At 50.0% G+C, this 24,040-nt stretch carries 26 protein-coding genes; 23 read left to right on the top strand and 3 right to left on the bottom strand.

Annotation, left to right across the window (positions count from 1 at the left end):
* Positions 1–40 precede the first annotated feature (40 nt).
* Positions 41–487, bottom strand: coding sequence for a hypothetical protein (locus AYJ59_RS06650; protein WP_225972281.1), 447 nt, complete (start codon positions 485–487; stop codon positions 41–43).
* 259 nt (positions 488–746) lie between these two features.
* Here AYJ59_RS06650 and AYJ59_RS06655 point away from each other — a divergent pair, with 259 nt between their 5' ends.
* Both AYJ59_RS06655 and AYJ59_RS06660 read left to right on the top strand, forming a co-directional pair.
* Positions 747–1,472, top strand: a complete 726-nt coding sequence (locus tag AYJ59_RS06655; protein ID WP_127119646.1) for a TIGR01621 family pseudouridine synthase — start codon at positions 747–749, stop codon at positions 1,470–1,472.
* Positions 1,462–1,911 carry a YcgN family cysteine cluster protein gene (locus AYJ59_RS06660; RefSeq protein WP_127119647.1) on the top strand — a complete coding sequence of 150 codons (450 nt, stop codon included), beginning with the start codon at positions 1,462–1,464 and terminating at the stop codon, positions 1,909–1,911. The genes AYJ59_RS06655 and AYJ59_RS06660 overlap by 11 nt, the downstream gene beginning before the upstream one ends.
* Positions 1,912–2,031: 120 nt before the next feature.
* Here AYJ59_RS06660 and slyD read toward each other — a convergent pair whose 3' ends face one another.
* On the bottom strand, positions 2,032–2,514 hold the full coding sequence (slyD, locus tag AYJ59_RS06665) for a peptidylprolyl isomerase (RefSeq protein WP_029938229.1): 483 nt from the start codon (positions 2,512–2,514) through the stop codon (positions 2,032–2,034).
* A gap of 81 nt (positions 2,515–2,595) precedes the next feature.
* Here slyD and AYJ59_RS06670 point away from each other — a divergent pair, with 81 nt between their 5' ends.
* The 21 genes from AYJ59_RS06670 to AYJ59_RS06770 all read left to right on the top strand — a co-directional run bounded on the left by AYJ59_RS06670 (position 2,596) and on the right by AYJ59_RS06770 (position 21,002).
* Positions 2,596–3,018, top strand: coding sequence for a CopD family protein (locus AYJ59_RS06670; protein ID WP_029938228.1), 423 nt, complete (start codon positions 2,596–2,598; stop codon positions 3,016–3,018).
* Positions 3,019–3,039: 21 nt separating this feature from the next.
* Positions 3,040–4,104, top strand: coding sequence for a sialidase family protein (locus tag AYJ59_RS06675; protein ID WP_127119648.1), 1,065 nt, complete (start codon positions 3,040–3,042; stop codon positions 4,102–4,104).
* Between the two features lie 137 nt (positions 4,105–4,241).
* Positions 4,242–5,618 carry a 30S ribosomal protein S12 methylthiotransferase RimO gene (gene rimO, locus AYJ59_RS06680; protein ID WP_127119649.1) on the top strand — a complete coding sequence of 459 codons (1,377 nt, stop codon included), beginning with the start codon at positions 4,242–4,244 and terminating at the stop codon, positions 5,616–5,618.
* A gap of 190 nt (positions 5,619–5,808) precedes the next feature.
* Positions 5,809–6,462: a peroxiredoxin gene (locus AYJ59_RS06685; protein ID WP_127119650.1), complete on the top strand. Its 654-nt coding sequence runs from the start codon at positions 5,809–5,811 to the stop codon at positions 6,460–6,462.
* Positions 6,463–6,569: 107 nt separating this feature from the next.
* Positions 6,570–7,049, top strand: a complete 480-nt coding sequence (locus tag AYJ59_RS06690; RefSeq protein ID WP_127119651.1) for a hypothetical protein — start codon at positions 6,570–6,572, stop codon at positions 7,047–7,049.
* A 108-nt stretch (positions 7,050–7,157) separates the two neighbouring features.
* Positions 7,158–7,664 carry a DNA-deoxyinosine glycosylase gene (locus AYJ59_RS06695; RefSeq protein ID WP_127119652.1) on the top strand — a complete coding sequence of 169 codons (507 nt, stop codon included), beginning with the start codon at positions 7,158–7,160 and terminating at the stop codon, positions 7,662–7,664.
* A gap of 49 nt (positions 7,665–7,713) precedes the next feature.
* Entirely contained in the window at positions 7,714–9,183 is a 1,470-nt protein-coding gene (gene trhP / locus AYJ59_RS06700; RefSeq protein ID WP_257791217.1) for a prephenate-dependent tRNA uridine(34) hydroxylase TrhP, read from the top strand.
* Between the two features lie 31 nt (positions 9,184–9,214).
* On the top strand, positions 9,215–9,472 hold the full coding sequence (locus AYJ59_RS06705) for a YfhL family 4Fe-4S dicluster ferredoxin (RefSeq protein ID WP_127119654.1): 258 nt from the start codon (positions 9,215–9,217) through the stop codon (positions 9,470–9,472).
* A gap of 183 nt (positions 9,473–9,655) precedes the next feature.
* Positions 9,656–10,222 (top strand): DsrE family protein, encoded by a 567-nt coding sequence (locus AYJ59_RS06710; protein ID WP_164730748.1) that lies wholly within the window; start codon positions 9,656–9,658, stop codon positions 10,220–10,222.
* 188 nt (positions 10,223–10,410) lie between these two features.
* Positions 10,411–11,085, top strand: coding sequence for a glutathione S-transferase family protein (locus tag AYJ59_RS06715; protein WP_127119655.1), 675 nt, complete (start codon positions 10,411–10,413; stop codon positions 11,083–11,085).
* 30 nt (positions 11,086–11,115) lie between these two features.
* On the top strand, positions 11,116–11,940 hold the full coding sequence (locus AYJ59_RS06720; protein WP_127119656.1) for a hypothetical protein: 825 nt from the start codon (positions 11,116–11,118) through the stop codon (positions 11,938–11,940).
* 31 nt (positions 11,941–11,971) lie between these two features.
* Positions 11,972–12,874 carry a prenyltransferase gene (locus AYJ59_RS06725; protein WP_237260388.1) on the top strand — a complete coding sequence of 301 codons (903 nt, stop codon included), beginning with the start codon at positions 11,972–11,974 and terminating at the stop codon, positions 12,872–12,874.
* Positions 12,875–12,884: 10 nt separating this feature from the next.
* Entirely contained in the window at positions 12,885–13,808 is a 924-nt protein-coding gene (gene cysM, locus AYJ59_RS06730; RefSeq protein ID WP_127119658.1) for a cysteine synthase CysM, read from the top strand.
* A gap of 23 nt (positions 13,809–13,831) precedes the next feature.
* A complete protein-coding gene (locus tag AYJ59_RS06735; protein ID WP_127119659.1) occupies positions 13,832–14,332 on the top strand; it encodes a CYTH domain-containing protein in 501 nt (166 codons plus the stop codon).
* Positions 14,316–15,704, top strand: a complete 1,389-nt coding sequence (locus AYJ59_RS06740; protein WP_225972279.1) for a TolC family outer membrane protein — start codon at positions 14,316–14,318, stop codon at positions 15,702–15,704. Before AYJ59_RS06735 ends, AYJ59_RS06740 begins: the two co-directional genes overlap by 17 nt.
* Positions 15,705–15,753: 49 nt before the next feature.
* Positions 15,754–17,271 carry an ABC transporter substrate-binding protein gene (locus AYJ59_RS06745; protein ID WP_127119660.1) on the top strand — a complete coding sequence of 506 codons (1,518 nt, stop codon included), beginning with the start codon at positions 15,754–15,756 and terminating at the stop codon, positions 17,269–17,271.
* A gap of 35 nt (positions 17,272–17,306) precedes the next feature.
* A complete protein-coding gene (locus tag AYJ59_RS06750) occupies positions 17,307–17,903 on the top strand; it encodes a DUF2238 domain-containing protein (RefSeq protein WP_127119661.1) in 597 nt (198 codons plus the stop codon).
* A 139-nt stretch (positions 17,904–18,042) separates the two neighbouring features.
* Positions 18,043–18,618, top strand: coding sequence for a TetR/AcrR family transcriptional regulator (locus tag AYJ59_RS06755; RefSeq protein WP_029938210.1), 576 nt, complete (start codon positions 18,043–18,045; stop codon positions 18,616–18,618).
* A gap of 140 nt (positions 18,619–18,758) precedes the next feature.
* On the top strand, positions 18,759–19,244 hold the full coding sequence (locus AYJ59_RS06760; RefSeq protein ID WP_029938209.1) for a L,D-transpeptidase: 486 nt from the start codon (positions 18,759–18,761) through the stop codon (positions 19,242–19,244).
* On the top strand, positions 19,241–20,164 hold the full coding sequence (nikB, locus tag AYJ59_RS06765; protein WP_127119662.1) for a nickel ABC transporter permease: 924 nt from the start codon (positions 19,241–19,243) through the stop codon (positions 20,162–20,164). Before AYJ59_RS06760 ends, nikB begins: the two co-directional genes overlap by 4 nt.
* A 22-nt stretch (positions 20,165–20,186) precedes the next feature.
* Positions 20,187–21,002, top strand: coding sequence for an ABC transporter permease (locus AYJ59_RS06770; RefSeq protein ID WP_127119663.1), 816 nt, complete (start codon positions 20,187–20,189; stop codon positions 21,000–21,002).
* Between the two features lie 34 nt (positions 21,003–21,036).
* Here AYJ59_RS06770 and AYJ59_RS06775 read toward each other — a convergent pair whose 3' ends face one another.
* Complete coding sequence (locus AYJ59_RS06775) at positions 21,037–23,742, bottom strand: EAL domain-containing protein (RefSeq protein WP_127119664.1); 2,706 nt, start codon at positions 23,740–23,742, stop codon at positions 21,037–21,039.
* Positions 23,743–24,040 lie beyond the last annotated feature (298 nt).

Raw genomic sequence — 24,040 nt, forward strand, 5'->3', positions numbered from 1 at the left:
TATGTCTGCCGTTCAGTGAACGACATGGAACCGATTGAGCTTAATGGTGCGTGGACGACACCGGCAGTTGTTTGATGTCGGAGGCCATTAAGGCTTCGATCTGTTCTTGTGTCAGATATTCATGTTCGTGCTCAGGCTGTTCACGCTTGACGGCGCTGGGCATGTCGAAATCCAGGTGCTTCAACTGTTTTTTATTCATGGTGTTAATAAAATTCTGTAGTGCCTGAATGACTTGGCCGTTCAAATCTCGGTTGGTTTGTTCCAAAATAATGTCGTGCAATTGATTAACCCATTTCATCTGCGTGGTGCGGACGCGCTCGGCGTGCTCTCTTAAACGATTGTTCTTCAAGGCTTCCGGATAAGCGGCGGTCAATTCTTTGATGTCGTTAATAATCATTTCTGCAATCTGGATGGTCTGTTCGGACGTGGTTTCCAAACGACGATCGATGTAATCCAAACAGGTACTGACTTTTTGTGATGTATTCATTTTACTCGCCATAATGATGTTCCCCAGTGTTTGATTGTCAATTTGTTGACGTTTTAACGCCTGTTGGTTTTATTCAAACAGAACTATTACAAGAAGCATGCCAGAATGTAATTGTATTTAAGTGATTGAAAGTGAAATATTTTTTGTGAAATTTGAGTGTCATTTAATTGTTGTTTTTGGGTGGGGTATGCTGAATTAAATGACACTTAAGGCTTTGAATTCGGTAAACTTTCGCTTTTTTAGACCATAACGGTTGCAAATGGCACAACGGATTTCAACGGTATTTCGAGGACAGGATTTCTGGGTGGTGAATAAGCCGGCCGGCTTGGACTTTCACAGCGAAGCGGATGAGGCGGGCGAAAAACAGCCAGGCCTGGCCGTTTTGTTACAACAGCAGTATGAATTGCCCGAACTGTATCCAGTGCACCGTTTGGATAAGATGACATCAGGCCTGGTGGTTTTTGCCCTTAACTTGTCGGCGGCTCAGCGTTTTCAAATGCTGTTTGAGCAGCGCGACGTGGAGAAATATTATCTGGCGATTTCCACGCACAAGCCGAAGAAAAAGCAAGGTTGGGTGAAAGGCGATATGCTTCCGGCACGGCGAGGCAGTTGGAAATTGGCCACCACACAAACCAACCCGGCCGTGACGCAATTTATTTCCCAAAGTTGTCGGCCCAATGAGCGTTGGTTTCTGTTGAAACCGCATACCGGCAAAACCCATCAGCTGCGAGTGGCCTTGAAAAGCCTTGGCGCACCGATTGCGGGGGACCGTCGCTATGATGCGGTGGAAAAAGCACAACACGAGGACCGAGGTTATTTACATGCCTATGCGCTGCGCTTTGAGTACGATGGCGAAGACTATGAGTTTGTTCTGAAACCGGAGCAGGGCGAGCGCTTTTTAAGTGACGCCGCCGACGCTTGCCTGATTGAATGGCAAGCGCCTTGGCGATTTTTTAAGATGAAAGAGAAGCAAGATGACCGATAAAACGCCTGAAAAACCTTTTTGGGAAATCAAAACTTTGGCGGAAATGACGTCGGACGAGTGGGAGGCGGTTTGCGATGGCTGTGGTTTGTGCTGTTTGACCAAATTACAGGACGATGAGAATGACGAAATTGTCTACACTCGCGTGGTCTGCCCGTACTCGGATACCCAAACAGCGGCGTGTTCCGATTATGCCAATCGTTCGGTGAATGTACCCACCTGTGTGAACTTGACGGTGGACCGGGTGGCGGAGTTCGATTGGTTGCCGGACACCTGCGGTTATCGAGTGTTATTGCGTGGCGATCCTTTACCAGACTGGCATCCTTTGGTGTCGGGCCATAAAGACTCGGTTCAAAAGGCAGGGGTCGGGTTGTTGGCGATTCCGGTCGTGGTGGACAGACCGGGACTGGATTATGAAGAGTATTTAATGGAAAAGCCGTAAGTCATGCCGTGAGCCATATTAAATACGGGTTGAACGCAGATAATGCAGATAATCGATACAAAAAAAGCGCTGGAATGTCACCATTCTCAGCGCTTTTTCGTTGAAGCTTTTGGTCAGCGTTTAGTGCTGGTGACCGCCGTCTCCGTGTGCGTGGCCGTGCTCTAGCTCTTCTTCGGTGGCATCACGCACGCCCATGACTTCGATGTCGAAGTTCAAATCTTTGCCCGCCAACGGGTGGTTACCGTCCACGGTGACCGTTTCGTCTTGAATGTCGGTGATTTCAACCGAGTGAACGCCTTGTTCCGATTGGGCTTCGAAACGCATGCCAACTTCCAGATTATCGACACCTTGGAACATGCTTTTCGGAACGCCTTCCTGAATCAGGTTCGGTTCCACTTCACCATAGGCTTCGCTGGCCGGGATATTCGCATTGAATTTATCGCCGGTGCCTTTGCCTTCAAGCTCTTTTTCCAAACCAGGAATAAGATTGGAATGACCGTGTAAATAAGCCAGCGCCTGACCGTTTGAAGAATCGATTAAGTTGCCTTCGGAATCCGTCAAAGAGTAGTTGATCATGCCAACTTTATTTTGTTCAATTTTCATCTTAAATCCTGTTTGTTCGTGTTTTGAATCATTAGAACCTGTATCATACAGATTCTAAAAGCCGTATTGGAGAAAATAGACGTGTTGTGGTTAAAAACTTTTCATATTCTGTTTGTGATGTCCTGGATGGCGGGAATCTTTTATTTACCCCGTATTTTCGTGCATTTTGTCGAAGGTCAGGCGGCCGGGCAGCAGGTGGATCGTTTGGCCATCATGGCGAAAAAACTCTATCGTTTTATGACCATTATGATGGTGTTGGCAATCGGGACGGGAATCTGGTTGTGGTTGGCGTATTGGCCGCTGGCGCAGGGCATGGGATGGCTACACGCCAAAATCGTCTTTGTGATTTTGATGTTGGCGTATCACTACTGGACGAAAAAGCGTACCGATGAAATGCAACAAGGCCATTTGGACCATAGCGGGGTTTATTACCGTTGGGCGAATGAAATCCCGCTGGTACTGACCATCGTGATTTTGATTCTTGTTGTGGTCAAACCGTTTTAACCACCGAATCGGATTGATGCGATGAAAGCTTATCCAGACATTCAGCTCGACTTCAAACTGGCCCCGAAAACCGAAGCGGACGTTTATTTGAATGATGGTGTGCAACCGCTGGAGATTGAGCAAACGGGGCCGTTTGTGCGTAACCGGCAAGGTGATCTTGTCTGTATCGATACGCGCCATGCACTGATTTCCAAGGATGAAGGTAAAAGCTGGCGACCGGTTTCCTTGTTTGATAGTGATGACTTTGAGGTGCAAGACACCCAAAGTTTATGTGTGACCGAGTCAGGCGTCATTGTGCTGGGGTTCTTGAACATGGCAAAGGTGCACTTCAACTGGCACCGTAAAACTAATAAACCGACCAAAAACACTTTTTTAGCCTTGTGGACGGTTCGCAGTTTGGATGGCGGTTATTCCTGGGAGGCGCCAGTATGTGTCTCAGAAGGGTATTGTGGGGCGACAACTACAATGATTCAGCTTGACAGTGGCGAGCTGGTGATGGCTGCACAAAACTTGGATTATGAGGCCGGTCGTCATTACAGTTTGACCTATCGCTCGGAAGACGAAGGCCAGACTTGGCAAGCCAGCAATAAGCTTGATAACGGTGGGCAAGGTCATCATGGCGGATGCTATGAAGGCAGTTTGGTTGAACTGAAAGACGGGCGGGTTTGGTATTTGATTCGCACCAATCTTGATTGGTTCTGGAACGTTTATTCCGAGGATAAAGGTCGCACCTGGACGCAGTTGACGCCGGGTATGGAAGCCAGCAGTTCGCCGGGCATGTTGTGCCGTTTGCAAAGTGGTCGGCTGTTGTTGGCTTACAACCCGCTGGCGAACACGCAAGATGGTACCGCGCCGCGAGTGGCCGGACTGTTCTCCGAAGTCGCCGCTTCGTGGTACCGAGCCGAATTGTGTTTGATTTGGTCGGACGATGATGGCCAGACTTGGTCAAAACCGAAAGTGCTTGCGCAGTGCGATGGCGCCTGGTTGTCTTATTGTTATCTGTTTGAAGCCAGGCCTGGCGAGATTTGGCTAACGACCATGCAAAGTCATTTGAAAATATCGTTTTTGGAAAAAGACCTGCTTTAACCCTCGTTTAAACGTTTCTATTCTCTCAATTCTTTGAATAAGAATGTCCTCTTTGTGTGTTTCTTTACGGTGGAATCGAATAAAATACCCGCAGTTTAAAGCAAGGCATGCGGGCCAGGAACGCAAAGGAAATTATTATGTCGCAACAGAACCCGACCGTTGGAATCGTGAGTTTGGGGTGTCCGAAAGCTACCGTCGATTCGGAGCGGATTCTCACCCAGCTCAAAGCCGAGGGCTATCATTTAACCAATTCCTATGAAGAGGCGGATACGGTTATTGTCAACACCTGCGGATTTATCGACAGCGCGGTGCAGGAATCGTTGGATACCATTGGGGAAGCCTTGGAGGAAAACGGTAAAGTCATCGTTACCGGCTGTTTGGGTGGGAAAGACGATAACCAAATCAAGGAGATTCACCCGAAAGTTTTGGCGGTTTCCGGCCCGGCAGCTTATGAAGAAGTTTTGACGGCGGTGCATGAAGTGATTGCGCCACCAGCACACGATCCGTTTGTGGATTTGGTGCCGCCGCAGGGCATCAAGTTGACGCCGAAACACTTTGCTTACCTGAAGATTTCCGAAGGCTGTAACCATCGTTGTACCTTTTGCATTATCCCGTCAATGCGCGGTGATTTGGTCAGCCGCCCAGCGTCGGATGTGGTGGCGGAAGCCAAACGTTTGAAAGAAGCCGGCGTCAAGGAATTGTTGGTGGTGTCGCAAGACACGGCCGCTTATGGCGTGGACGTCAAATATAAAACCGATTTCGCCGACGGCCGTCCGACCAAAACCTCCATGCTTGGCTTGGCCGAAGCACTGGGTGAGTTGGGGAATCAGGACGACTTCTGGGTGCGCTTGCATTATGTTTATCCCTACCCGAATGTCGAAGAGGTGATTCCGCTGATGGCTCAGGGCAAAATCTTGCCGTATCTCGATATGCCATTACAGCATGCCGATCCGGATATCCTGAAAGCCATGAAGCGTCCTGGGAATGTCGATAAAACCCTGGAACGTATTCAGAAGTGGCGCGAACAGGTACCAGACCTGACCATTCGTTCCACCTTTATCGTCGGGTTTCCTGGAGAAACCGAGGAGCAGTTCCAGAATTTACTGGACTTTATTACTGAAGCTCGCTTGGATCGAGTGGGCTGTTTCCAGTATTCGCCCGTGGAAGGCGCCGTGGCCAATGACCTAGCCGAACCGGTGCCGGACGACATCAAGCAGGAGCGGTTCGATCGTTTTATGCAATTGCAGCAGCAAATCAGTGCCGAGAAGATGCAAGCCAAAATCGGCCGGACCATGCAGGTGTTGGTGGACGAGGTGGACGAAGAAGGTGCGATTGCCCGCTCTCAAGCGGATGCGCCGGAAATTGACGGTCTGGTGTTTATTCCGGAAGGGCATCATCTGAACCCCGGCGACTTTGTCGAGGTAGAGATTTTTGCGGCGGATGAATATGACTTGTGGGGCAACCCGGTGGGTGAGTTTACGGCTCAAGAAACCTCTTATGTCGAGTTGGGGTAAAAGACACCTGTTTATTGATTTTTAATGAGAAAAGCAAGTTAATAGTTTTTTGCTATTAAAATTTAATGAATAATTAATTGGATTGAACGGGATCGCATTGCTATAGTTTGTTCCAAGCATTAAATATGCTTGTGGATGTAAAAATATATTTTATACCTAGGTATAAATAACAACTATAGGAGATTCCAAAATGGAAAACCAAGAAGCACAAGTTATTTCTCTACCTCGTTTGAATGAACCGGCTCCGGCTTTTGATGCGGTTACAACGGCTGGCCGTAAAACGCTTGAAGACTACAAAGGGAAATGGTTGATCCTTTTCTCTCACCCAGCGGATTTCACGCCGGTTTGTACCACTGAGTTTATGGCGTTCCAAGCCCGTAAGCCACAGTTTGACGAATTGAACTGCGAACTTTTGGGTCTTTCCATTGACTCACACCATTCGCATAACGCTTGGGTGTTGAACATCAAAGAAAAATTCGGTGTGGACATCGAATTCCCGATCATCGCTGACCTGGATATGAAAGTCGCGACATCTTACGGGATGATTCACCCGGGTGCGGCTGATACGTCTGCTGTACGTGCTACCTTCATCATCGATCCGGAAGGAGTTTTGCGTGCTATGATGTATTATCCGATGAGCAACGGTCGTTCTATGGACGAATTCGTGCGCATCGTGAAAGCCATGCAAACCTCTGACACGAATGCGTGTGCGACGCCGGAAGCTTGGCAGCCAGGCGATAAAGTCATCGTTCCACCGCCTTCCACCACGGAAGAAGCGAAAGAGCGCATGGCCTCCGGCGAGTACGAGTGTGTTGATTTCTACTTCTGTAAAAAATCCATCTAATTGGATGAACTGACAGAAAACGTAGAATAAGAAGCGAGAACTGCCTGTTTTTACAGGCAGTTTTTGTATCTGAAGGTTTGTTTTAACAACGATTTTGGAGCTCAAAAATGTTAAAGAAAATCATGATGACCATGATGTTGTTGGTTGGTGTTCAGTTCGCCGCGTATGCACAGGCCCCGGCCAAACTGCAGGCATTGCCCGCACATGAATTCAAAGACCAATGGGATAAGCCGATTCGTTTGACGGCGGGGACCGAATGGGTGATTTTTTCGCACCATAAAGATGGTGGTCAATGGGTGAAAGAAAGTTTCGACAACTTGAAAATCACCGATCCGAAAGCGCATCAGTGGTTATATGTCGCGGATGTGTCGCAAATGCCGAGCCTGATTACCAGTTTGTTTGCGATTCCGAAAATGAAAGATTATGCTTTTCCGATTGCGCTGTCTTATGATGAACAAATGACGGCGACCTGGCCGCAACAGCCGGAAACGGTTTCGGTTTATAAGCTGTATAATCTGGTGATTAAAGACGTGGAATACTTTTCAAATCAAGCCGATTTGCAAGCCTTCTTAAAGTCGATTCAATGAAGTTTGATGCGGCGTTAACACATGACAAAACCGCCAGGCCTGGCGGTTTTTTGCTATTCGCTCTTTTAATCTTTCTGATTCAGCCTCTGTAAAAGGTTACTCTCTCTTATGTCCAGTTGTTCCGGCTTTGCGCCCATTCTGCCTGAAAACCCGACAATCATGATTCTCGGCACCATGCCCAGTGTGGCGTCTTTGGAAGAAGCGTTTTATTACGCCCATCCGCGCAATGCCTTCTGGCCGATTCTGGCGGAAGCCTTTCAGCAGCCGATTGAAACGGTCGAGCAGAAAATCGCTTTGTGCCGACAGCACGCAATTTTGCTTTGGGATGTGTTGGCGTTTTGCGAGCGGTCCGGCAGTTTGGATTCGGCCATAAAACAGCCGGAAGCCAATGATTTCGAATCGCTTTTTAAGCGCTTTCCCGGTTTGAAAACGGTGTTATTTAACGGCAAAGCCGCCCAGAACCTGTTTGAAAAGCAGGTGATGAAAACGCAAACCTTACCGGACGATCTGGTGTTTCATTCGCTTCCCTCCACCAGTCCGGCCAATGCGCAATTATCCTTTGAAAACAAAAGGGTTTTATGGCATCAAACACTTGAACAAACCGGAGTGAAATAGAGTAAAATACCCGGTTCACAACTCGGAAATGAACGATAAAGGATTTGCCTTGAAAGCAGACAACTTTAAACCGGAATTACTCTCGCCCGCCGGGACCTTTAAAAACATGGAATACGCCTTTGCTTATGGCGCGGACGCGGTTTACGCCGGTCAGCCTCGTTACAGCCTGCGCGTGCGCAATAACGAATTCGACGAAGAGACCCTGGATAAGGGCATCAAACGCGCACACGAATTGGGTAAAAAATTCTATGTGGTCAGTAATATCGCGGCGCATAACGCCAAAATCAAAACCTATATGCGCGACATCGCTCCGATCATCGCCATGAAGCCGGACGCCTTGATTATGTCCGATCCGGGTTTGATTGCGATGGTGCGGGCGGAATATCCGGAACAGGAAATCCATTTGTCGGTGCAGTCCAATGCGGTTAACTGGGCCACGGTGAAGTTTTGGCACGACCAAGGCATCAGCCGAGTGGTCTTGTCGCGCGAATTGTCGATTCAGGAAATCCGTGAAATCGGTGAAGCGGTGCCGGGCATGGAGCTGGAAGTGTTCGTGCATGGCGCTTTGTGCATCGCTTATTCCGGGCGTTGTTTGCTGTCCGGTTATATCAATAAACGTGATGCCAACCAGGGCACATGCACCAACGCCTGTCGTTGGAACTACAATACCTACGAAGGTCAGGAAGATGAAACGGGTGACGTAGTGGGGGTTCCTGTTGGGCAGGTGGCGAATATCACCGATCTGACCGGAGCGGAGACAGAGATGCCGGATGTGACCATTGGGGCCGGGAAGCCGACTGACCAAATGATGTTGTTGGAAGAGGAAGGGCGCCCGGGCGAATACATGCCGGCGTACGAGGACGAACACGGCACTTATATCATGAATTCCAAGGACCTGCGTGCGGTGGAATTGATTCCGGAATTGGTCGATATGGGCGTGGATTCCTTGAAAATCGAAGGACGTACCAAGTCGCATTATTATGTGGCGCGCACCGCGCAGGTTTATCGTAAAGCCATCGACGATGCGGCGGCCGGTAAACCCTTTGACCAAAATTTATTGAGCGACCTGGAAAGCCTGGCGAGCCGTGGCTACACCGAAGGTTTCTTACGCCGTCATGTGCATTCCGAATATCAAAACTACGAATACGGGGTGTCCAAATCCGACCGTCAGCGTTTTGTCGGGGAAGTGGTCGATGTCGTTGAGCGTGATGGAAAAAGTCTGCTGGAAATCGACGTGAAGAACAAATTCTGTCTGGGCGATTCGCTGGAAATCATGACGCCGGCCGGCAACGTGACATTGAACCTGGCAGACATGCAGGACCATCACGATAAACCGGTTGAGTGTGCGTTGGGCTCCGGCTGGCGCGTACGCATTCCGAATCCGTTTAAAAATCTGGACGTGGAAACCTTGCGCTTCGGTTTGATTATGCGGAACGAAGCATGGGGCGGCGACTTGAAGAGGGATGCGGCGGCACGTGAAGCGAAGGCGGCAAAAGATGCGGCCGACGCTTCGGCTTAAGTCACTCGGGTAAGCTGGCGAAGGAACGATTATGGCCTTGAAAATACTGGAAGGGTGCACCAATTGCGATATGTGCGAGCCGGAGTGTCCGAACCAAGCGATTTATTACGGCGAAAAAATCTACGAAATCAATCCTGACTTGTGTACGGAGTGTGTCGGGTATTACGATACCCCGACGTGCGTCAGCGTCTGCCCGGTGGATTGTATTATCACCGATCCGGAACGAGTGGAAGATCAGGATACCTTACTGAAAAAGTTCGAAGAGTTGGTATTGGCCGACAAAATCTAGTCTTTGATGTGCGGTTTCTACGCATGTCTCTATTGCCTAAAAAACAGCCAGGCCTGGCCGATATAAGCTTATGAAATAACAGATAAAAAAGCTTCTATATTAGTAGAGTTTAATAAGGCTGGTGTTTGATTGGGTACCGGAGTAGAATGCGAGTAAAACTTGACTCTAAAGGTAGGTTATTCAATGCTGAATCCAACCGTCACCCGGCTCCGAAATCGATTTTTGCTCCTGATTTTTGCTCTGTGTTCAATGGCGGCAAAAGCCGAGACGCTGCCCGATGTACATCCGCAGGTTGACGTTATCCTATCTGAAGCGGCCGCTCCCGACGGTGTGGTGTTCGATATTGAAACCTTGGATGCCAATGCCTTGAACACCTTGGCCCCTTATGTTCGTAAGCAAATCCATTTGATTCGTGAGCGGTTCCCGGATGTCGATATTGCGGTGGTGAGCCACGGCGCGGAAGAATTTGCCTTACAAAAACAAGCGCAATCTGACAATGCGGCTTTGCATGATACCTTCAGCCAACTCACCCAATCCGATGGCGTTTCCATCTATGTCTGTGGTGCTGTCGGCGGTTTGAAAGGACTTTCACGGGAAGATTTCCCGGATTTCGTCAGCTATTCCGAATCCGGCATGGCACAACTCAATGATTACAAGGCGCTCGGCTATCAAGTGGTCATCATCCGGCAATTGTCCGATTCGGATCGCAAAGCTTTGTTCGACACGCCGGAAAAATTCATTCAACCATAACGCGCTCAGACCATGAGCACGTACCGATTTTTATCCTCCTCCATTTAGGATAGGCGCTTAAGGTGATACTTGAGCGCTCTTTTTCGGCTGCTCGCGGTCGAATCCCGTTTCGATTCCGATTCCTTGGCTTGACCTGCGGCGATGAAATTGTATGATGGGAAATCATTATTTTCTTCAAAGGAGGCAACATGGCGAGCACGACAACGGAAAAGATGGAATTAATCAGTTTCAAATTGTGTCCTTTCGTACAAAGAGCGGTGATTGTTTTGAAGAAAAAACAGGTCGATTTCGATTTGACGTTTATCGATCTGAGCAACCCGCCGGAGTGGTTTGAAAGTCTGTCCCCGCTCGGGAAGGTGCCGGTGCTCAAGGTCGGTAAGGAAGTCTTGTTCGAATCCATGGTGATTCAGGAATATGTCGACGAAGTCACGCCGCCGTCCTTGCACCCCAAAGATCCGCTGAAAAAGGCCATGAATCGGGCCTGGATGACGTTCGGTGACGACCTGAATATTCTGCAGTTCAAAATGTCACATGCCACCGATCAAGCCGCGTTTGAATCTTTCCGGGATGAAATCAATGGTAAGCTGGCGCGGTTGGAAAGTGTTCACAGCGGAGAGCGCTTTTTCAATGGCGAAGATTTCTGTTTGATTGATGCGGCTTATGCGCCGTTTTTCATGCGATTGTCGTTGATGAAAAATCTGTGTTCCATTGATTTTTTGGACGGTTTTCCGAAAATGCAGGCCTGGTCAAAAGTACTTTTATCACAGGATTGCGTGATCGATTCTGTGGTCCCGGAGTTGCCGAGCATGTACCAAAACATGATTCGCAATGTCGAAAACGGCTATCTGGCGAATATGGCCTGATAGAGCGCTGGATGGAAACGTCAAGATGAAATGCCTAACGTGAATCGCCTGTTGACCCCCTTTGTCATCGCCGTTGCCGGGTTGGCGGTATCGGTGTTTAGTTTGGCCGCCGCGGCAAGCGGTTTGGGGCTGTCGAATCAGGCCATTGATTACCAATGGGTGGCCAAGCACATCGAACAAAACGAAACCGGCGGTCATGCCAAGTATCTGACTTACTGGAGTCGGAACGAGCCGTTTCCCTCGTTCGGCATCGGCCATTTTATTTGGATTCCGAAAAACGTTTCGGTTCCGTTTGAGCAAACCTTTCCGCAAATGGTGGCGTTTGTTTCCGCTCGCCGGCCGGCGCCGGAATGGTTGCAAAGCCTGACACCGTTCGAGCCGCCCTGGCCGAATCGTGCCGCTTTTGACCAGGCCTGGTCAAAACCGAAACTGACCGAACTGCGTCAATGGCTGGCGGCCACCAAGTCCGAGCAAGCCGAGTTTATTTTTCAGCGTTTGGTGTCGGAATTGGATCGGCTGTGGCCAACGCTGACTTCCGCCCAACAGCAGCATTTGTCGTATAATGTTCAACAATTAACGCACACCCCGCAGGGCGTGTTTGCGATGATTGATTACGCTAACTTCAAAGGCATCGGTCATAATGCCAAAGAACGTTATCTGGGCGAAGGCTGGGGCTTGGTGGATGTGTTGCTTGCCATGCCGGAAACTTCCAGAGCCACGGCGTTACCGGACTTTGTGGCTTCGGCCAAAGCACGATTGCAACTGCGGGTGAAATTGTCGCCGCTGGACAAAAATGAAAAGCGCTGGCTGCCCGGTTGGGAAAAACGTTTGAACCGTTATCTGACTCTCTCTTAAACAACATGAGGCCAACTGTTCCGTGACATCGATGTTCAAGCAGGCGGGGACCGTTTTGCAAGCCATGCGCCTGCCGTTTTTGCTGTTGACTCTGGCGATGATGCTGTTGGTGTCGGCCATTGCGACCTACGAAGGGTTCGAGTGGTCTTTGCCGTTGTTTTTCTTGATTTGTGTGGCGGCGCTGGCGGCGCATTTGAGCGTGAATCTGCTCAACGAATTTGAGGATTTTGAGTCCGGTTTGGATTTTCAGACCGATAAAACGCCGTTCAGCGGCGGCAGCGGCGGGCTTCCGGCGAACCCCGCCGCCGCGGAATCGGTGGCGGCGGCTGGGTACTTTTTTCTGGGAATGGTCATCAGTCTCGGCGGTTTTTTTGTGTATTTGCGTGATTGGTCGATTTTGCCGCTGGGACTGCTGGGCGTGGTCTTGATTGTAACCTATACATCGCATATCACGCGGTATCCCTGGTTGTGTTTGATTGCGCCAGGCCTGGCGTTTGGCCCGTTTATGGTGGTGGGCGGCTTTATGGTGCTGACCGGTGAATTCAGTTGGCTGGCGTTTTGGGTGTCGTGGATTCCATTTTTGTTGGTCAATAATCTGTTATTGTTGAACCAATTCCCAGACGAAGCGGCGGACCGGCGCCTTGGGCGTTTCAATATCATCATGCGACTGGGGCGGGAAGGCGGTTTACGGGTCTTTAAAAGTTTTCTGGTGTTGAGTTATCTGGCGCTGGCGTATCTGATTATTGACGGCTGGTTGCCGTATCAAGCCGCCTTCGGCTTTTTGTCGCTGCTTTTGGTGGTGCCTTTGTGGCAGAAACTGCGCACACCCGCTCCGGATTTAATACAATTGATGCCTGCATTGGGAATCAATGTGGCGGTGGTGTTGACGATGCCGGTTTTGATTGCGATTGGCCTTTATCAAGGCTTGTCTTAAGGAAGAAACAATGTATAAGACCTTAATGGATACAGTGGGCAATACGCCTTTGGTTCGAGTGCAGCGCATGGTGCATCCGGACACCAACAGTGTGGTTTTGGCGAAGCTGGAAGGGAATAATCCAGCGGGTTCGGTCAAGGATCGTCCGGCCGTCAATATGATTCGCCAAGCGGAAAAACGTGGTGAGATTCGGCCCGGCGATACGTTAATTGAAGCCACCAGTGGCAATACAGGTATTGCGCTGGCCATGGCCGCCGCCTTGATGGGCTACCGCTTGAAATTGATTATGCCGGATAATATGTCGATGGAACGCCGCGCTTCGATGGCGGCTTACGGGGCGGAGTTGATTCTGGTGTCGAAAGAGACCGGCATGGAAGGCGCGCGGGATTTGGCTCAGAGTATGCAAGCGTCGGGCAAAGGGTTAGTGCTGGACCAGTTTGCAAATCCGGACAACCCAATGGCGCATTACCAGTCCACCGGCCCGGAAATCTGGCATGGCACCAGTGGTGAAATCACACATTTCGTCAGCGCAATGGGCACCACCGGGACCATTATGGGGACGTCCATGTATTTGAAAGAGCAGTCCGAAGCGGTGCAGATTGTCGGTGTTCAGCCTACCGAAGGTTCATCCATTCCGGGCATTCGTCGTTGGCCGAAAGAATATTTGCCGGACATTTACGACGACCGTCGCATCGACCGGGTGATCGATATGTCGCAGACTTTGGCGGAAGAGACCATGCGAGCGATGGCGGTGCAGGAAGGAATTTTTGCCGGCGTGTCTTCGGGTGGAGCTATGGCGGCGGCGTTGCAAATTGCCCGTGAAACCGAGAATGCCACCATCGTGACGATTGTGTGTGATCGCGGTGATCGTTATTTATCCACCAATGTGTTTTCCGAAGGGAAAGTCACGTATCATGACGCGCCGAGCGTTTAAAAAAAGAATCAGAATAAAACAGCATGGCAAGAGAGATAGAACGTAAGTTTTTGGTCAAGGGCGAAGCCTGGATGGCGCAAGCCGATAAGGAAGTGCATTTTGCACAAGGGTATTTGAACGATATTCAGCAGACGGGCAGTAAAAGTTCGGTGCGTATCCGTTTGGAAGGGCAGGAAGCCAATATCAACATCAAAAGTTTGGAAATCGGCCTCAGTCGTGATGAATACGAGTATCCCATTGATGTGGACGACGCGAAAAAGATGTTGAAAACACTATGTGTCGGTCCGGTGATTGAAAAAATTCGATATTATGTTACATTTAAGTCACATATTTGGGAAATCGATCGCTTTTTAGGCGATAATAACGGTTTGATTGTGGCAGAAGTCGAGTTGTCGTCGGAAGATGAGGCACTTGAATTGCCGGAATGGGTCGGGCGGGAAGTCACCGAAATCCCCCGATATTACAATATTAGTTTAAGCCAACGGCCTTATTGCAACTGGAGTGATAATGAAAAGAACATCTGAACCGCATGCTCGGAAAATGCAAAAAAACGTATTATTAAAGCCTTTGGCGGCGGCCTTGTTGATGGCGTCTTCCACGGCTTGGTCCGCGCCAGGCCTGGTGGATATTTACCAAATGGCAGTATTGCACGATGCGCAATTGGCGCAGGCACGTGCTACCTATGAAGCCAACCAGAAAGTGGTCGACATTGCGCGTGCACCTTTGTTACCTCAATTGACGGCCGACGGCAGCTACGTCAAGAACGACAGTAACAAAAAAGCCTATGACGTCACCACGCAGGAACTGGGCGTGAATCTGACGCAATCGTTGTATCAGCACGATAACTGGGCCAAGTACTCGCAGGCCAAGTACCAATTGCAACAATCCGAATATCAAATGAAATTCGCCGAGCAGGACATCATTGTTCGTGTGGCCGATTCCTACTTTAAGGTGGTGTTGGCGCAGGAAGATTTGACGCTGGCCGAAGCGAAAGAAGAAGCCGATAAAACTCAGTGGGAAAGAGCCAAAGCCTCGGCGGAAGTTGGTTTGGCGAGTAAGACGGATGTGTTGCAGGCCAAGTCGAGTTACGACTTGTCGAAATCCGACCGAATCACCGCCCAGAATAATCTGGATGTGGCCTATGATGAATTGATGAAATTGACCGGTAAAGAAGTCCATGAATTGAAAGTCATTTCATTGAACACGAAGTTACCGGCGCAGACTCTGAATATCGATGATTGGGAAATGAAAGCTCAGGATCAGAATCTGACGGTGCTGCAACAAGAAGAAGCCGCCAATGTGGCATCCGAAGAAATCGAAGTGCAGAAGTCCGGTTATTGGTTCAATGTGAACTTACAAGCCGGTTATAACGATATGAGTTATACCGATACGGCTTCCGGGTACGCTTCCCAATACTCGGACCGTAATAACCTGACGGTCGGCGTCTATGCTAGCATGCCGCTGTATTCCGGTGGTGGCACCAGTGCCCAAGTGGCGCAAGCGCGTTCCAATTACAAAGCCGCGAATGCCGGTTTGCGTGATGCCCGCGAAACCGCTCGTCTGGATGCCCGTATCCAGGTTCGAAATGTACAACGTGGTCAAGAACTGGTGACCGCCAACCGCGCCGCCGTACAGTCGAACGACGCCTTCCTGGAGGCGGCGGAAGAAGGTTATAAAGTGGGTTTGAGAAACCTGCTGGAAGTCTTGACCGCACGGACCAATATGTTCCAGGCACGACGCAACCTGGCGGAATCCTTACATAATGTGGTGTTGAGCCGTTTGAAGCTGGAAGCGGCGGCAGGCACTCTGACCCCGGATAAGCTTGAAAAATACGACCAGGTGTTGTCCGATCCGACCGATGAGAAAATGCCGAAACTGGATCCACTTGATCCGTAAAAGGTGAACATGACGTCCGACTTTTTTGGCGCGATGGGCGAGCAACGGAATGCTTAGCCGTCGCCAACTGTTTCAATGGGCCGCCGTATCGGCGAGCGCACCGTTTTTGACAGCCTGTTCGTCGTCTGAGACGAAGTCGGATACCATTCGTGTCGGCGTCACCAGCCGACCGCGCATGTTGGACCCCCGTAAGGCGACCGATGCCTTATCCAGTCGTGTGAATCGATTGATTTACTGCCAATTAATCGATTTCAATCAATCTTTTGAACCTGTACCGGAACTGGCTTCCTGGCAGGTCATTTCGCCAACCCATTACCGTTTTACTTTGAATGAGTTTCCACCATTTCACAATGGCGAAAAACTGACATCGGAAGATGTGGCCGCGACCTATGGTTCCGTTTTGAAGGAAAGTTTCGGTTCGCCGCACCGTGGGTCTCTGAAACACATTACGGCCATTGAAGTGGTGAGCGAATCGCAGGTTGATTTCAAGTTGTCCCGACCGGATGCGCTGTTTGTCGGGCGATTGGTCATCGGTATTCTGCCGAAATCGCTGGTGGACGCCGATCATCCGTTTCAGCTCTCTCCGGTCGGTTGCGGGCCTTGCCGCTTTGTATCCATGACCGAACAGAAACTGGTGTTACAACGTCCGGACGAAACGCAGTTGGTGTTTATGCCGGTGAAAGACGCCACCGTGCGGGTGCTGAAGCTTCGGAAAGGCGAGTTGGACATCATTCAGAACGATTTGTCGCCGGAGTTGGTGCATTATTGTGATGAACGTCAGGATTTGAAGGTGTTATGGCACAGTGGCACCAGTTTTGGTTATATCGGCTTCAACTTTGAAGACCCATTGTTGTCCCAATTGGAGGTGCGCCAAGCGTTGGCTTACGGTATTGACCGTCAGGCGATTATCGATAGTGTTTTCAGTGGACACGCTCGTTTGGCGGGTGGTTTGTTGGTGCCGGAACATTGGTGCGGCGTGCCCGGGTTGCATGGCTTCGACTATCGTCCGGAGAAAGCACGGGCCTTGGTTGCGGCGGTGAAACAAAAACACCCAGGCCTGGTCAATTCGGATGGCCTGTTGGAGTTCAGTTATAAAACCTCGTCGGATCCAACGCGCATTCGTCTGGCGACCATTTACCAATCGCAGTTGCGGGAAGTCGGCATTCACTTGAAAGTGCAAAGCTATGATTGGGGTACCTTTTACAACGATATCAAACAGGGCCGTTTTCAGCTGTACAGCCTGGCCTGGGTTGGCGTGAAAAGTCCGGATATTTTCCAGTACGTGTTTGACAGCGATGCGATTCCGCCGAAAGGGGCGAACCGCGGTCGTTACCGTGATGCCGAAGCGGACCGTTTGATTCGTGAAGCGGGTGAGACACAGTCGTTGGCCAAGCAGGCCGAACTGTATCGTGCTTTGCAAGTGCATTTGCAGGAAACGCTGGCGGTGATTCCGTTGTGGTATGAAGATCAGTATGCGGTGACTGCGGAGACGATTCGTGGTTATAAAATGTACGCCGACGGTCGTTTCGACGGCTTATTGAATGTGACGAAAGCGCCTCGCGGCTAGGTGCCTGCGGCGGTTTTCTAAATAGGAGTTCGACCATGTGGAAAACCTTATGGGGGCTGATTTTTATTGGCGTGATGCTGTGGTCGGCCATCGGTGCAAAGGATACCGTCATCTGGTGGTTGGAAGCGCTGCCGTCGTTGGCCGGCGCCTTGGTGCTGGTGGTCACTTACCAGGTGTTTCGTTTGACGCCAATGCTGTATGCATTGATTTTGGCGCATATGGTGGTGTTGTTTGTCGGTGCCCATTACACTTATGCGGAGGTGCCGTTATTCGATTGGGTGGCGCAGGCGTTAGGGCAAGAACGCAATAATTTCGACAAGTTGGGGCATTTTATGCAAGGCCTGGTGCCGGCGTTGATTGCACGTGAAATTTTGCTGCGAAAAGCGATTGTGAACGGCCAGGCCTGGTTGAATTTCCTGGTAGTGTGTTTTGCGTTGGCGTTGAGCGCGTTTTACGAATTGATCGAATGGTGGGTGGCGTTGTTGAGTGAACAGGCCGCTGAAGCATTCCTGGGAACGCAAGGATATGTTTGGGATACTCAGTCCGATATGGGCTTTGCTTTGTTGGGAGCCTTTGTCGCGGTCAGTCTCCTGTCGGGCTGGCAGGATAAGCAGATTCGAGCCCTGAGATAAGCGCTTTGAATCCCCGCGGACTTGACAGATGGTGTATCATATTAGGCTTCGGAAGGGCGCTGAGTTCATTATTAGCGCATTCTTTTCGATTCTAATCCAGACCGTCAGTAAGAATTAAGTAAAAAATAAGGATGTTGTTTTGAAAAATACGCGTGAAAAAATCATCAGTGCGGCCGTTTCTGTCTGGAATGAAGACTACGGCGCCCCGTTGAAGTACATCGCGCGTGACGCCGGCATCAGTCGCATGACATTGCATCGCCATTTCTGTGGTCGCGATGCGATCTTGCTGGCGATTACCGATGAGTTTGTCGAGCGAATCGCCAAGGTGTTGGACGACGCCATGAATGAAGCACAACAGCCGGTTCAGCAGATGGAATATTTGGTGAAGAATACCCACCTGCTGGGTGAAGATTATAATTTTCTATTCGATTTGTTCGAGCAAAAAGGACGCCCGGACGACTTGGTGGAACGATTTACTTTCTTTGAAGAAAAGTTTGCGGCCTTCTTCGATAACTTGATTGCCCAGGGGGTTGTGAAGCCCGGTGTCAATGCCAAATGGGCGAATGCCTTGCTGGAAGGCATGATGAAATCGGCTTTTCGTATGCGACAACGTGGTTGGGAAAGCGATTCGAATCTGGGGAACCTGTTGTGGGACGCCTATCAATCAGCCATTTTCGAACCGCAAGCCTTGCAGGACGCCCGCGCGGCCAGCTAATCTACTCCCTGACGTTTGTTCGGTTAAAGTCCACCTTCTACTCGCATTTTCGACCAGGCCTGGTAATTTTGTTTCTTTCCAAGCAAAGCCTGCACGGACACGTTAAAATAAGTGTTTTTTAGAACAGCAGAGCGTTCCGTTTGTTTTTGCATTTGTCGATTTCCAAACAGCAGTTGGCGTTATATTCGGTGGAAGGTGATTCCAAACCGATGAAAACCTATTCCATAAGCACGGCTTTAAACGGTATCGGTGCGGATAAAGGTTCTGGAAAAACCCCGCTGGGGCGCCACATCATTCGTGCCAAAATCGGCGAAGGTCAACCCATCAATACGGTATTCGTGGGGCGACGACCCACCGGGGAAGTCTATGATGCAGCACTGGCGGAAGCGCATCCGAAGCGTGATTGGATTTTGACACGGATTTTATGGCTGTCCGGCTTGGAGAAGGGCGTGAATCGTCTCGGTCAGGTGGACACCATGCAACGTTATATTTACTTGCATGGCACGCCGGATTCCGAACCAATGGGCCAACCTTTGTCTCATGGTTGTGTCCGTATGCGCAACACCGATATTCTGGATTTGTTTGACCGTATTCCGGCAGGAACGGAAATGGTGATTGAGGCATGATTCAGTATTTGATACGGCTGGTCGGGTCGGTGGTGTTGATTACCTGGGTGGTCAGTTCGCTGGTGTTCTTATTGATTCACTTGGTGCCCGGCGACCCGGTCGCGGTCATGTTGGGCGATTGGGCCAGTCCGGCGGACGAAGCGTTGTTACGCAAACAGCTGGGACTGGATTTGCCGATTTGGCAGCAGTATCTGCATTACATGGGCGGATTATTGCACGGCGACCTCGGACAGTCGTTGTTTTACCAGCAGCCGGTTTCCAATCTCATTGCCGAACGATTTTCCTATACGCTGAAACTGACCGTGATGGCGCTGTTGATTGCCGTGTTGATTGCCTTCCCTTTAGGGTTTTGGGCGGCACGTCGAGCGGGCCACTGGCCGGATTATGTGTCGATGACCGTGTCGTTGCTGGGTGTGTCCATTCCTAATTTTTGGTTGGGACCGATGTTGATTTTGATTTTCGCCATCGGTTTGGCTTGGTTACCGGTCAGCGGGGCGGAGCAGCCTTGGTCTTGGGTGTTGCCGGCGGTGACTTTGGGCACGGCCTTGGCGGCGATTTTGGCCCGAATGCTCCGTGCTTCTTTATTGGAAGTCTTTCATGAAGACTTTATTCGAACTGCGCAGGCGAAAGGCTTGCCGCCCCGGGCGGTTTTCGGAAAACACGCCTTGCGCAATGCGTTGTTGCCGGTGGTGACGATTCTGGGGTTGCAGCTTGGTACTTTATTGGGCGGCGCGGTGATTACCGAAGTGGTCTTCGATTGGCCAGGCCTGGGGCAATTGTTGGTGGACTCGATTCAACGTCGCGATTATCCAGTGGTGCAAGCGTGTATTCTGATTATCAGTGTGGCCTATATTACGGTGAACGGGCTGACTGAAGTGGTCTATGCTTGGCTGGACCCCCGAATCCGTTTGGCGAAGTAGCGATGAGGCAAATTAAAATCACATGACGTTTCCGACATTCAAATGGTTACCTTATGGCATTGTCCTCGCCTGGATATTGATGGCGTTGGGCGGTTATGCCGTCGGTCATGCCGCCATCGAGGTTCAACTCGACAAATTATTGGCCTTGAGCGATGCGGGAAGCTGGCTGGGCTATGATGAGTTGGGACGACCCGTGTGGGACAGGCTACTGATGGGCGCGCAGACGTCGTTATTGGTTGCGGTGTCGGTGGTGGTATTCTCCGCATTGATCGGCACGACCATCGGTGTCTACAGCGCCTATGTCGGCGGTTGGACCGATAAAGTGGTTTTGAAAATCATTGATGTGTTTTTGGCGTTTCCGGGGTTGTTGTTAGCGATTGCATTGGCGGCGATTTTAGGGCCGGGCATTGAAAATGTCGTATTCGCGTTGGTGACGGTCGGTTGGGTCGGTTATGCGCGTTTGGCACGCGCTCAAACGTTGAGTTTGCGGCAGCGCGAGCATATTCTGGCCGCCAAGGCGATGGCCGTGCCGACGCATCGTATTTTGTTTCGGCACTTGATCCCCTTGATGTTGGCACCGCTTGGGGTGGAAGCGACCTTTGGAATTGCCGGTGCGGTCATTTCCGAAGCCGGGTTGTCTTTCCTAGGGCTGGGGGTTCAGGCACCGGATGCTTCCTGGGGCAGTATGATACGGGAAGGTACGCGTTATTTACTGGTGGCGCCGCACTTGGTGTGGGCGCCGGGCATTGCGTTGATGTTGGTGGTACTGGGCGTGAATCTGCTGGGGGATCAGTGGCGGGATCGTCTGGACGTCAAAGCCCGCCCGCGCACCGTTTAAATATTTATCTGGCTCTGGGAGCCGAAAGTGTTCCTTAAGCCTCGCCTTTCAATTTGGCGGTCATGTCATCGTAAGTGACGGGTTTGCTGTATAAGTAGCCTTGAATCATATAGCAGCCTTCCGAATTGACGAACGCACGCTGTTCGTCGGTTTCAATCCCTTCCGCAATAATATCCAAATTCAAGCTCTGGCTCATGGAGATGATGGCCTTGGTGATTTCCGCGTCATCCTTGTCTTCCGGCAGGTTGCAGATGAAGGAACGGTCGATTTTCACCTTATTGATCGGTAGCTTTTTCAGGTAGGCCAAGGAGGAATAGCCGGTGCCGAAATCATCGATGGAAATGGTGATGCCGCGGCGGCGGATTTGATGCAACAGCTTGATGGTGTGTTCGGTGTTCTTCATGACCGAACTTTCGGTGATTTCCAATTCCAGCCATTCGGGCAGACATTGGTTCTTATCCAAAATGGCGCTGAGCGTTTGGGTAAAGCTGGCGTCTCGCAATTGTTTGGCGGACACGTTGATGGCCATTCTGGCTTTCGTCAAGCCGCTGCGTTGCCATTCGGCAATGGCCGTTGTGGCCATGTCGATGATTTGACGGCCGAGTGGCACAATCAGGCCGGTTTCTTCGGCCACAGGAATGAATTGTTGCGGCGGAATCAGGCCTCGTTCCGGGTGGTTCCAGCGTACCAGAGCTTCGAATCCGACGATTTCGTTGGTGTTGGAGTCGTATTGCGGTTGATAATACATTTCGAATTCGTTACGGTTGAGGGCTTCACGAAGATTGTTTTCCATGAAGATACGTTCGAAAGCCTGTTCGGTCATTTCTTTGGTGTAGAAGTGATAGGTGTTCTTTCCGTCGTCTTTGGCTTTATACATGGCGGCGTCGGCATTTTTGAGCAACTGTTCGGCGTTTTGACCGTCGTTCGGGAAGAGGCTGATACCGATGCTGGCGGTGACGTGGAAGACGTCGTCACCAAGGTAAATGGGGGCCGACAAGTGGTTGATGATTTTCTCGACGATGTTAATGATGACGTTATTGCTCTTTAGGGCATCGAGCAGGATGGTGAATTCGTCGCCACCGAGGCGGGCCACGGTATCGATTTTGCGAATACAGCTTTGCAGGCGTTCGGCGCAGACAATCAATACTTCATCACCGCTGTTGTGGCCGAACGAATCATTGATTTCCTTGAAACGGTCCAGGTCAATGAACAGCAAGGCGATTTTTTCGTTATTGCGCTGTGCCTGGTTGATGGCTTGATTCAAGCGGTCCAAGAACAGAATGCGGTTCGGCAAGTCGGTCAAAGGGTCGTGGTAGGCGATGAAATCCAGGTCGTTTTTCTGTTGCTGTAATTGCTCCTGAATGTCCAGGTAGTTGGTGATTTCGTGCCCCAATTGAATGACGGAGGTCACCTCGTGTCGACTGTTTTTAATGGGCGTGGTGGTCAGTTCGACATAATGTTTTTTCAGTTGAGGGTCAAGATAATGCAAAACCGTTTTTTGCGAACGGCCGGATTCAAAGCTTTGGGCTGCCAGTTTTAAAGCGGGCGGCTCGTTGTCTTGAATGGTAAGGGTATCACGGTTATTCAGCAGATGTTGACTGAGTTTCAGCTCGGGGAGGGCGCGAGCCGCATGGTTCATCAGGGAGGTCGAAAGGGTTCTATCGTACACTGTGACGGCGTCGGACACACCATCGATAACGTTTTGCAGGAAGTGTTTCTGGGTGGACAGTTGTTGCGTTTTTTGGTCTACCGTTTTCGACAAGTGGCGGTTGAATTCGAATATTTCACGGGTACGGTTTTTATTGGCCCAGTAGAAATAACCGCCGAGCAGGAACAGGTAAACCAGAATCGTATAAATATAAAGATTGAACGGTTTCAGCTGCTGTGAGCTGACATCAATCAAATCCAGCGGGTAGAAAAAGAAGAAATGTCCCATTGGTTCGCCGTCGATATTAGGCAACTTAAAGAAACTGATTAGCTGCTGGTCGGCGGTGTCGATGTAGTAATGGTGGGATTGGCTGTACGTCAGTAGATTATGGTCGAGGATTTCTTGAAGGTGAGCCGTCTGTGCTTGGCCGTTAACCAAGTAGTAGTCATTTAGGAAGCGTTTGGAAAACGGAAATTTGATTTGGTCCCGGTAGTGTTTATCGGCCAGCAAAACGCTTTCGATGTGACGGCTTTTGAGCTTTTCGACAATGGAATTGAATTTGCCGATGACTTCGAAAACACCGATAAAACGGTCATTGTCGTAAATCGGTACGCTGGATTTGAAGGTCATATCGAAAATGCCGGTGCTGATGGTTTCAATAACCGTCGGTTCCTGTAGCATTTTTTGCAAATCACGGCGCTTTTCCAGAATGTTATCGCCGCGTTTATCCGTCCAGCTACGGTAGAAACTGTGGCCGGTATTGTCGACGATATGCAGCCAAAGGTTTTTTAAATCAGAGTGTTGCGAAAGTGTTTTCAAGTAATCTTGATAAGAAAGCTGCGTGTTTTGATTCAATAAGGCGTCTTTGAGTTGGGAGTCCTGCGCCAAGGAAAGAGCGATGAACGTCATCTTGTCCTTTTGGCCTTGAATCAGCGTATCCACTAGGTTTTGGATTTCCAGAGCTTTGTTTTCGTATTTTTCTCGGGTGATTTCTTCTGTGCGCTTTTCGGTATAGAAGTGAATGCTCACCAGCAAAAGCGATAGAATCAGTAAGGAAAACAGGGTGGGGATAATCAGGTTCTTCTGGGGCATAAACGTTCGGTTTGAATCCTTTCAAACACCTTGCAGGGTTTTCGACTGTTCCGGGTCGATACATCAGGAAAATTGTCCAGGCCTGGTCGTTTTTGTTGTTATAACGTCTTTACTTTTTTCTCATGTATTTGACGTGACCGGCTCGCAGTGCTTTTCAGAAAATTATAACGAAGTTTGCATAAACTTTATATGGAAATGTGAAGCGAATGTCACAAAGGCTGTTTTAAATCAAGAATAACCAAAATTTATGGTTTGGTACCGGCGTTCAAGTTTCGTCCAGGATTTTCAATGGCTGGGA

Origin of the sequence: Thiomicrospira sp. S5, assembly GCF_003991075.1 — a bacterium.
Lineage (GTDB): Bacteria > Pseudomonadota > Gammaproteobacteria > Thiomicrospirales > Thiomicrospiraceae > Hydrogenovibrio > Hydrogenovibrio thermophilus.

Coding starts and splice junctions, on each gene's coding strand:
- AYJ59_RS06650 (WP_225972281.1), bottom strand. CDS start 487: ATGAATACATCACAAAAAGTCAGTACCTGTTTGGATTACATCGATCGT.
- AYJ59_RS06655 (WP_127119646.1), top strand. CDS start 747: ATGGCACAACGGATTTCAACGGTATTTCGAGGACAGGATTTCTGGGTG.
- AYJ59_RS06660 (WP_127119647.1), top strand. CDS start 1,462: ATGACCGATAAAACGCCTGAAAAACCTTTTTGGGAAATCAAAACTTTG.
- slyD (WP_029938229.1), bottom strand. CDS start 2,514: ATGAAAATTGAACAAAATAAAGTTGGCATGATCAACTACTCTTTGACG.
- AYJ59_RS06675 (WP_127119648.1), top strand. CDS start 3,040: ATGAAAGCTTATCCAGACATTCAGCTCGACTTCAAACTGGCCCCGAAA.
- rimO (WP_127119649.1), top strand. CDS start 4,242: ATGTCGCAACAGAACCCGACCGTTGGAATCGTGAGTTTGGGGTGTCCG.
- AYJ59_RS06685 (WP_127119650.1), top strand. CDS start 5,809: ATGGAAAACCAAGAAGCACAAGTTATTTCTCTACCTCGTTTGAATGAA.
- AYJ59_RS06690 (WP_127119651.1), top strand. CDS start 6,570: ATGTTAAAGAAAATCATGATGACCATGATGTTGTTGGTTGGTGTTCAG.
- AYJ59_RS06695 (WP_127119652.1), top strand. CDS start 7,158: ATGTCCAGTTGTTCCGGCTTTGCGCCCATTCTGCCTGAAAACCCGACA.
- AYJ59_RS06705 (WP_127119654.1), top strand. CDS start 9,215: ATGGCCTTGAAAATACTGGAAGGGTGCACCAATTGCGATATGTGCGAG.
- AYJ59_RS06710 (WP_164730748.1), top strand. CDS start 9,656: ATGCTGAATCCAACCGTCACCCGGCTCCGAAATCGATTTTTGCTCCTG.
- AYJ59_RS06715 (WP_127119655.1), top strand. CDS start 10,411: ATGGCGAGCACGACAACGGAAAAGATGGAATTAATCAGTTTCAAATTG.
- AYJ59_RS06720 (WP_127119656.1), top strand. CDS start 11,116: ATGCCTAACGTGAATCGCCTGTTGACCCCCTTTGTCATCGCCGTTGCC.
- AYJ59_RS06725 (WP_237260388.1), top strand. CDS start 11,972: ATGTTCAAGCAGGCGGGGACCGTTTTGCAAGCCATGCGCCTGCCGTTT.
- cysM (WP_127119658.1), top strand. CDS start 12,885: ATGTATAAGACCTTAATGGATACAGTGGGCAATACGCCTTTGGTTCGA.
- AYJ59_RS06735 (WP_127119659.1), top strand. CDS start 13,832: ATGGCAAGAGAGATAGAACGTAAGTTTTTGGTCAAGGGCGAAGCCTGG.
- AYJ59_RS06740 (WP_225972279.1), top strand. CDS start 14,316: ATGAAAAGAACATCTGAACCGCATGCTCGGAAAATGCAAAAAAACGTA.
- AYJ59_RS06745 (WP_127119660.1), top strand. CDS start 15,754: ATGCTTAGCCGTCGCCAACTGTTTCAATGGGCCGCCGTATCGGCGAGC.
- AYJ59_RS06750 (WP_127119661.1), top strand. CDS start 17,307: ATGTGGAAAACCTTATGGGGGCTGATTTTTATTGGCGTGATGCTGTGG.
- nikB (WP_127119662.1), top strand. CDS start 19,241: ATGATTCAGTATTTGATACGGCTGGTCGGGTCGGTGGTGTTGATTACC.
- AYJ59_RS06770 (WP_127119663.1), top strand. CDS start 20,187: ATGACGTTTCCGACATTCAAATGGTTACCTTATGGCATTGTCCTCGCC.
- AYJ59_RS06775 (WP_127119664.1), bottom strand. CDS start 23,742: ATGCCCCAGAAGAACCTGATTATCCCCACCCTGTTTTCCTTACTGATT.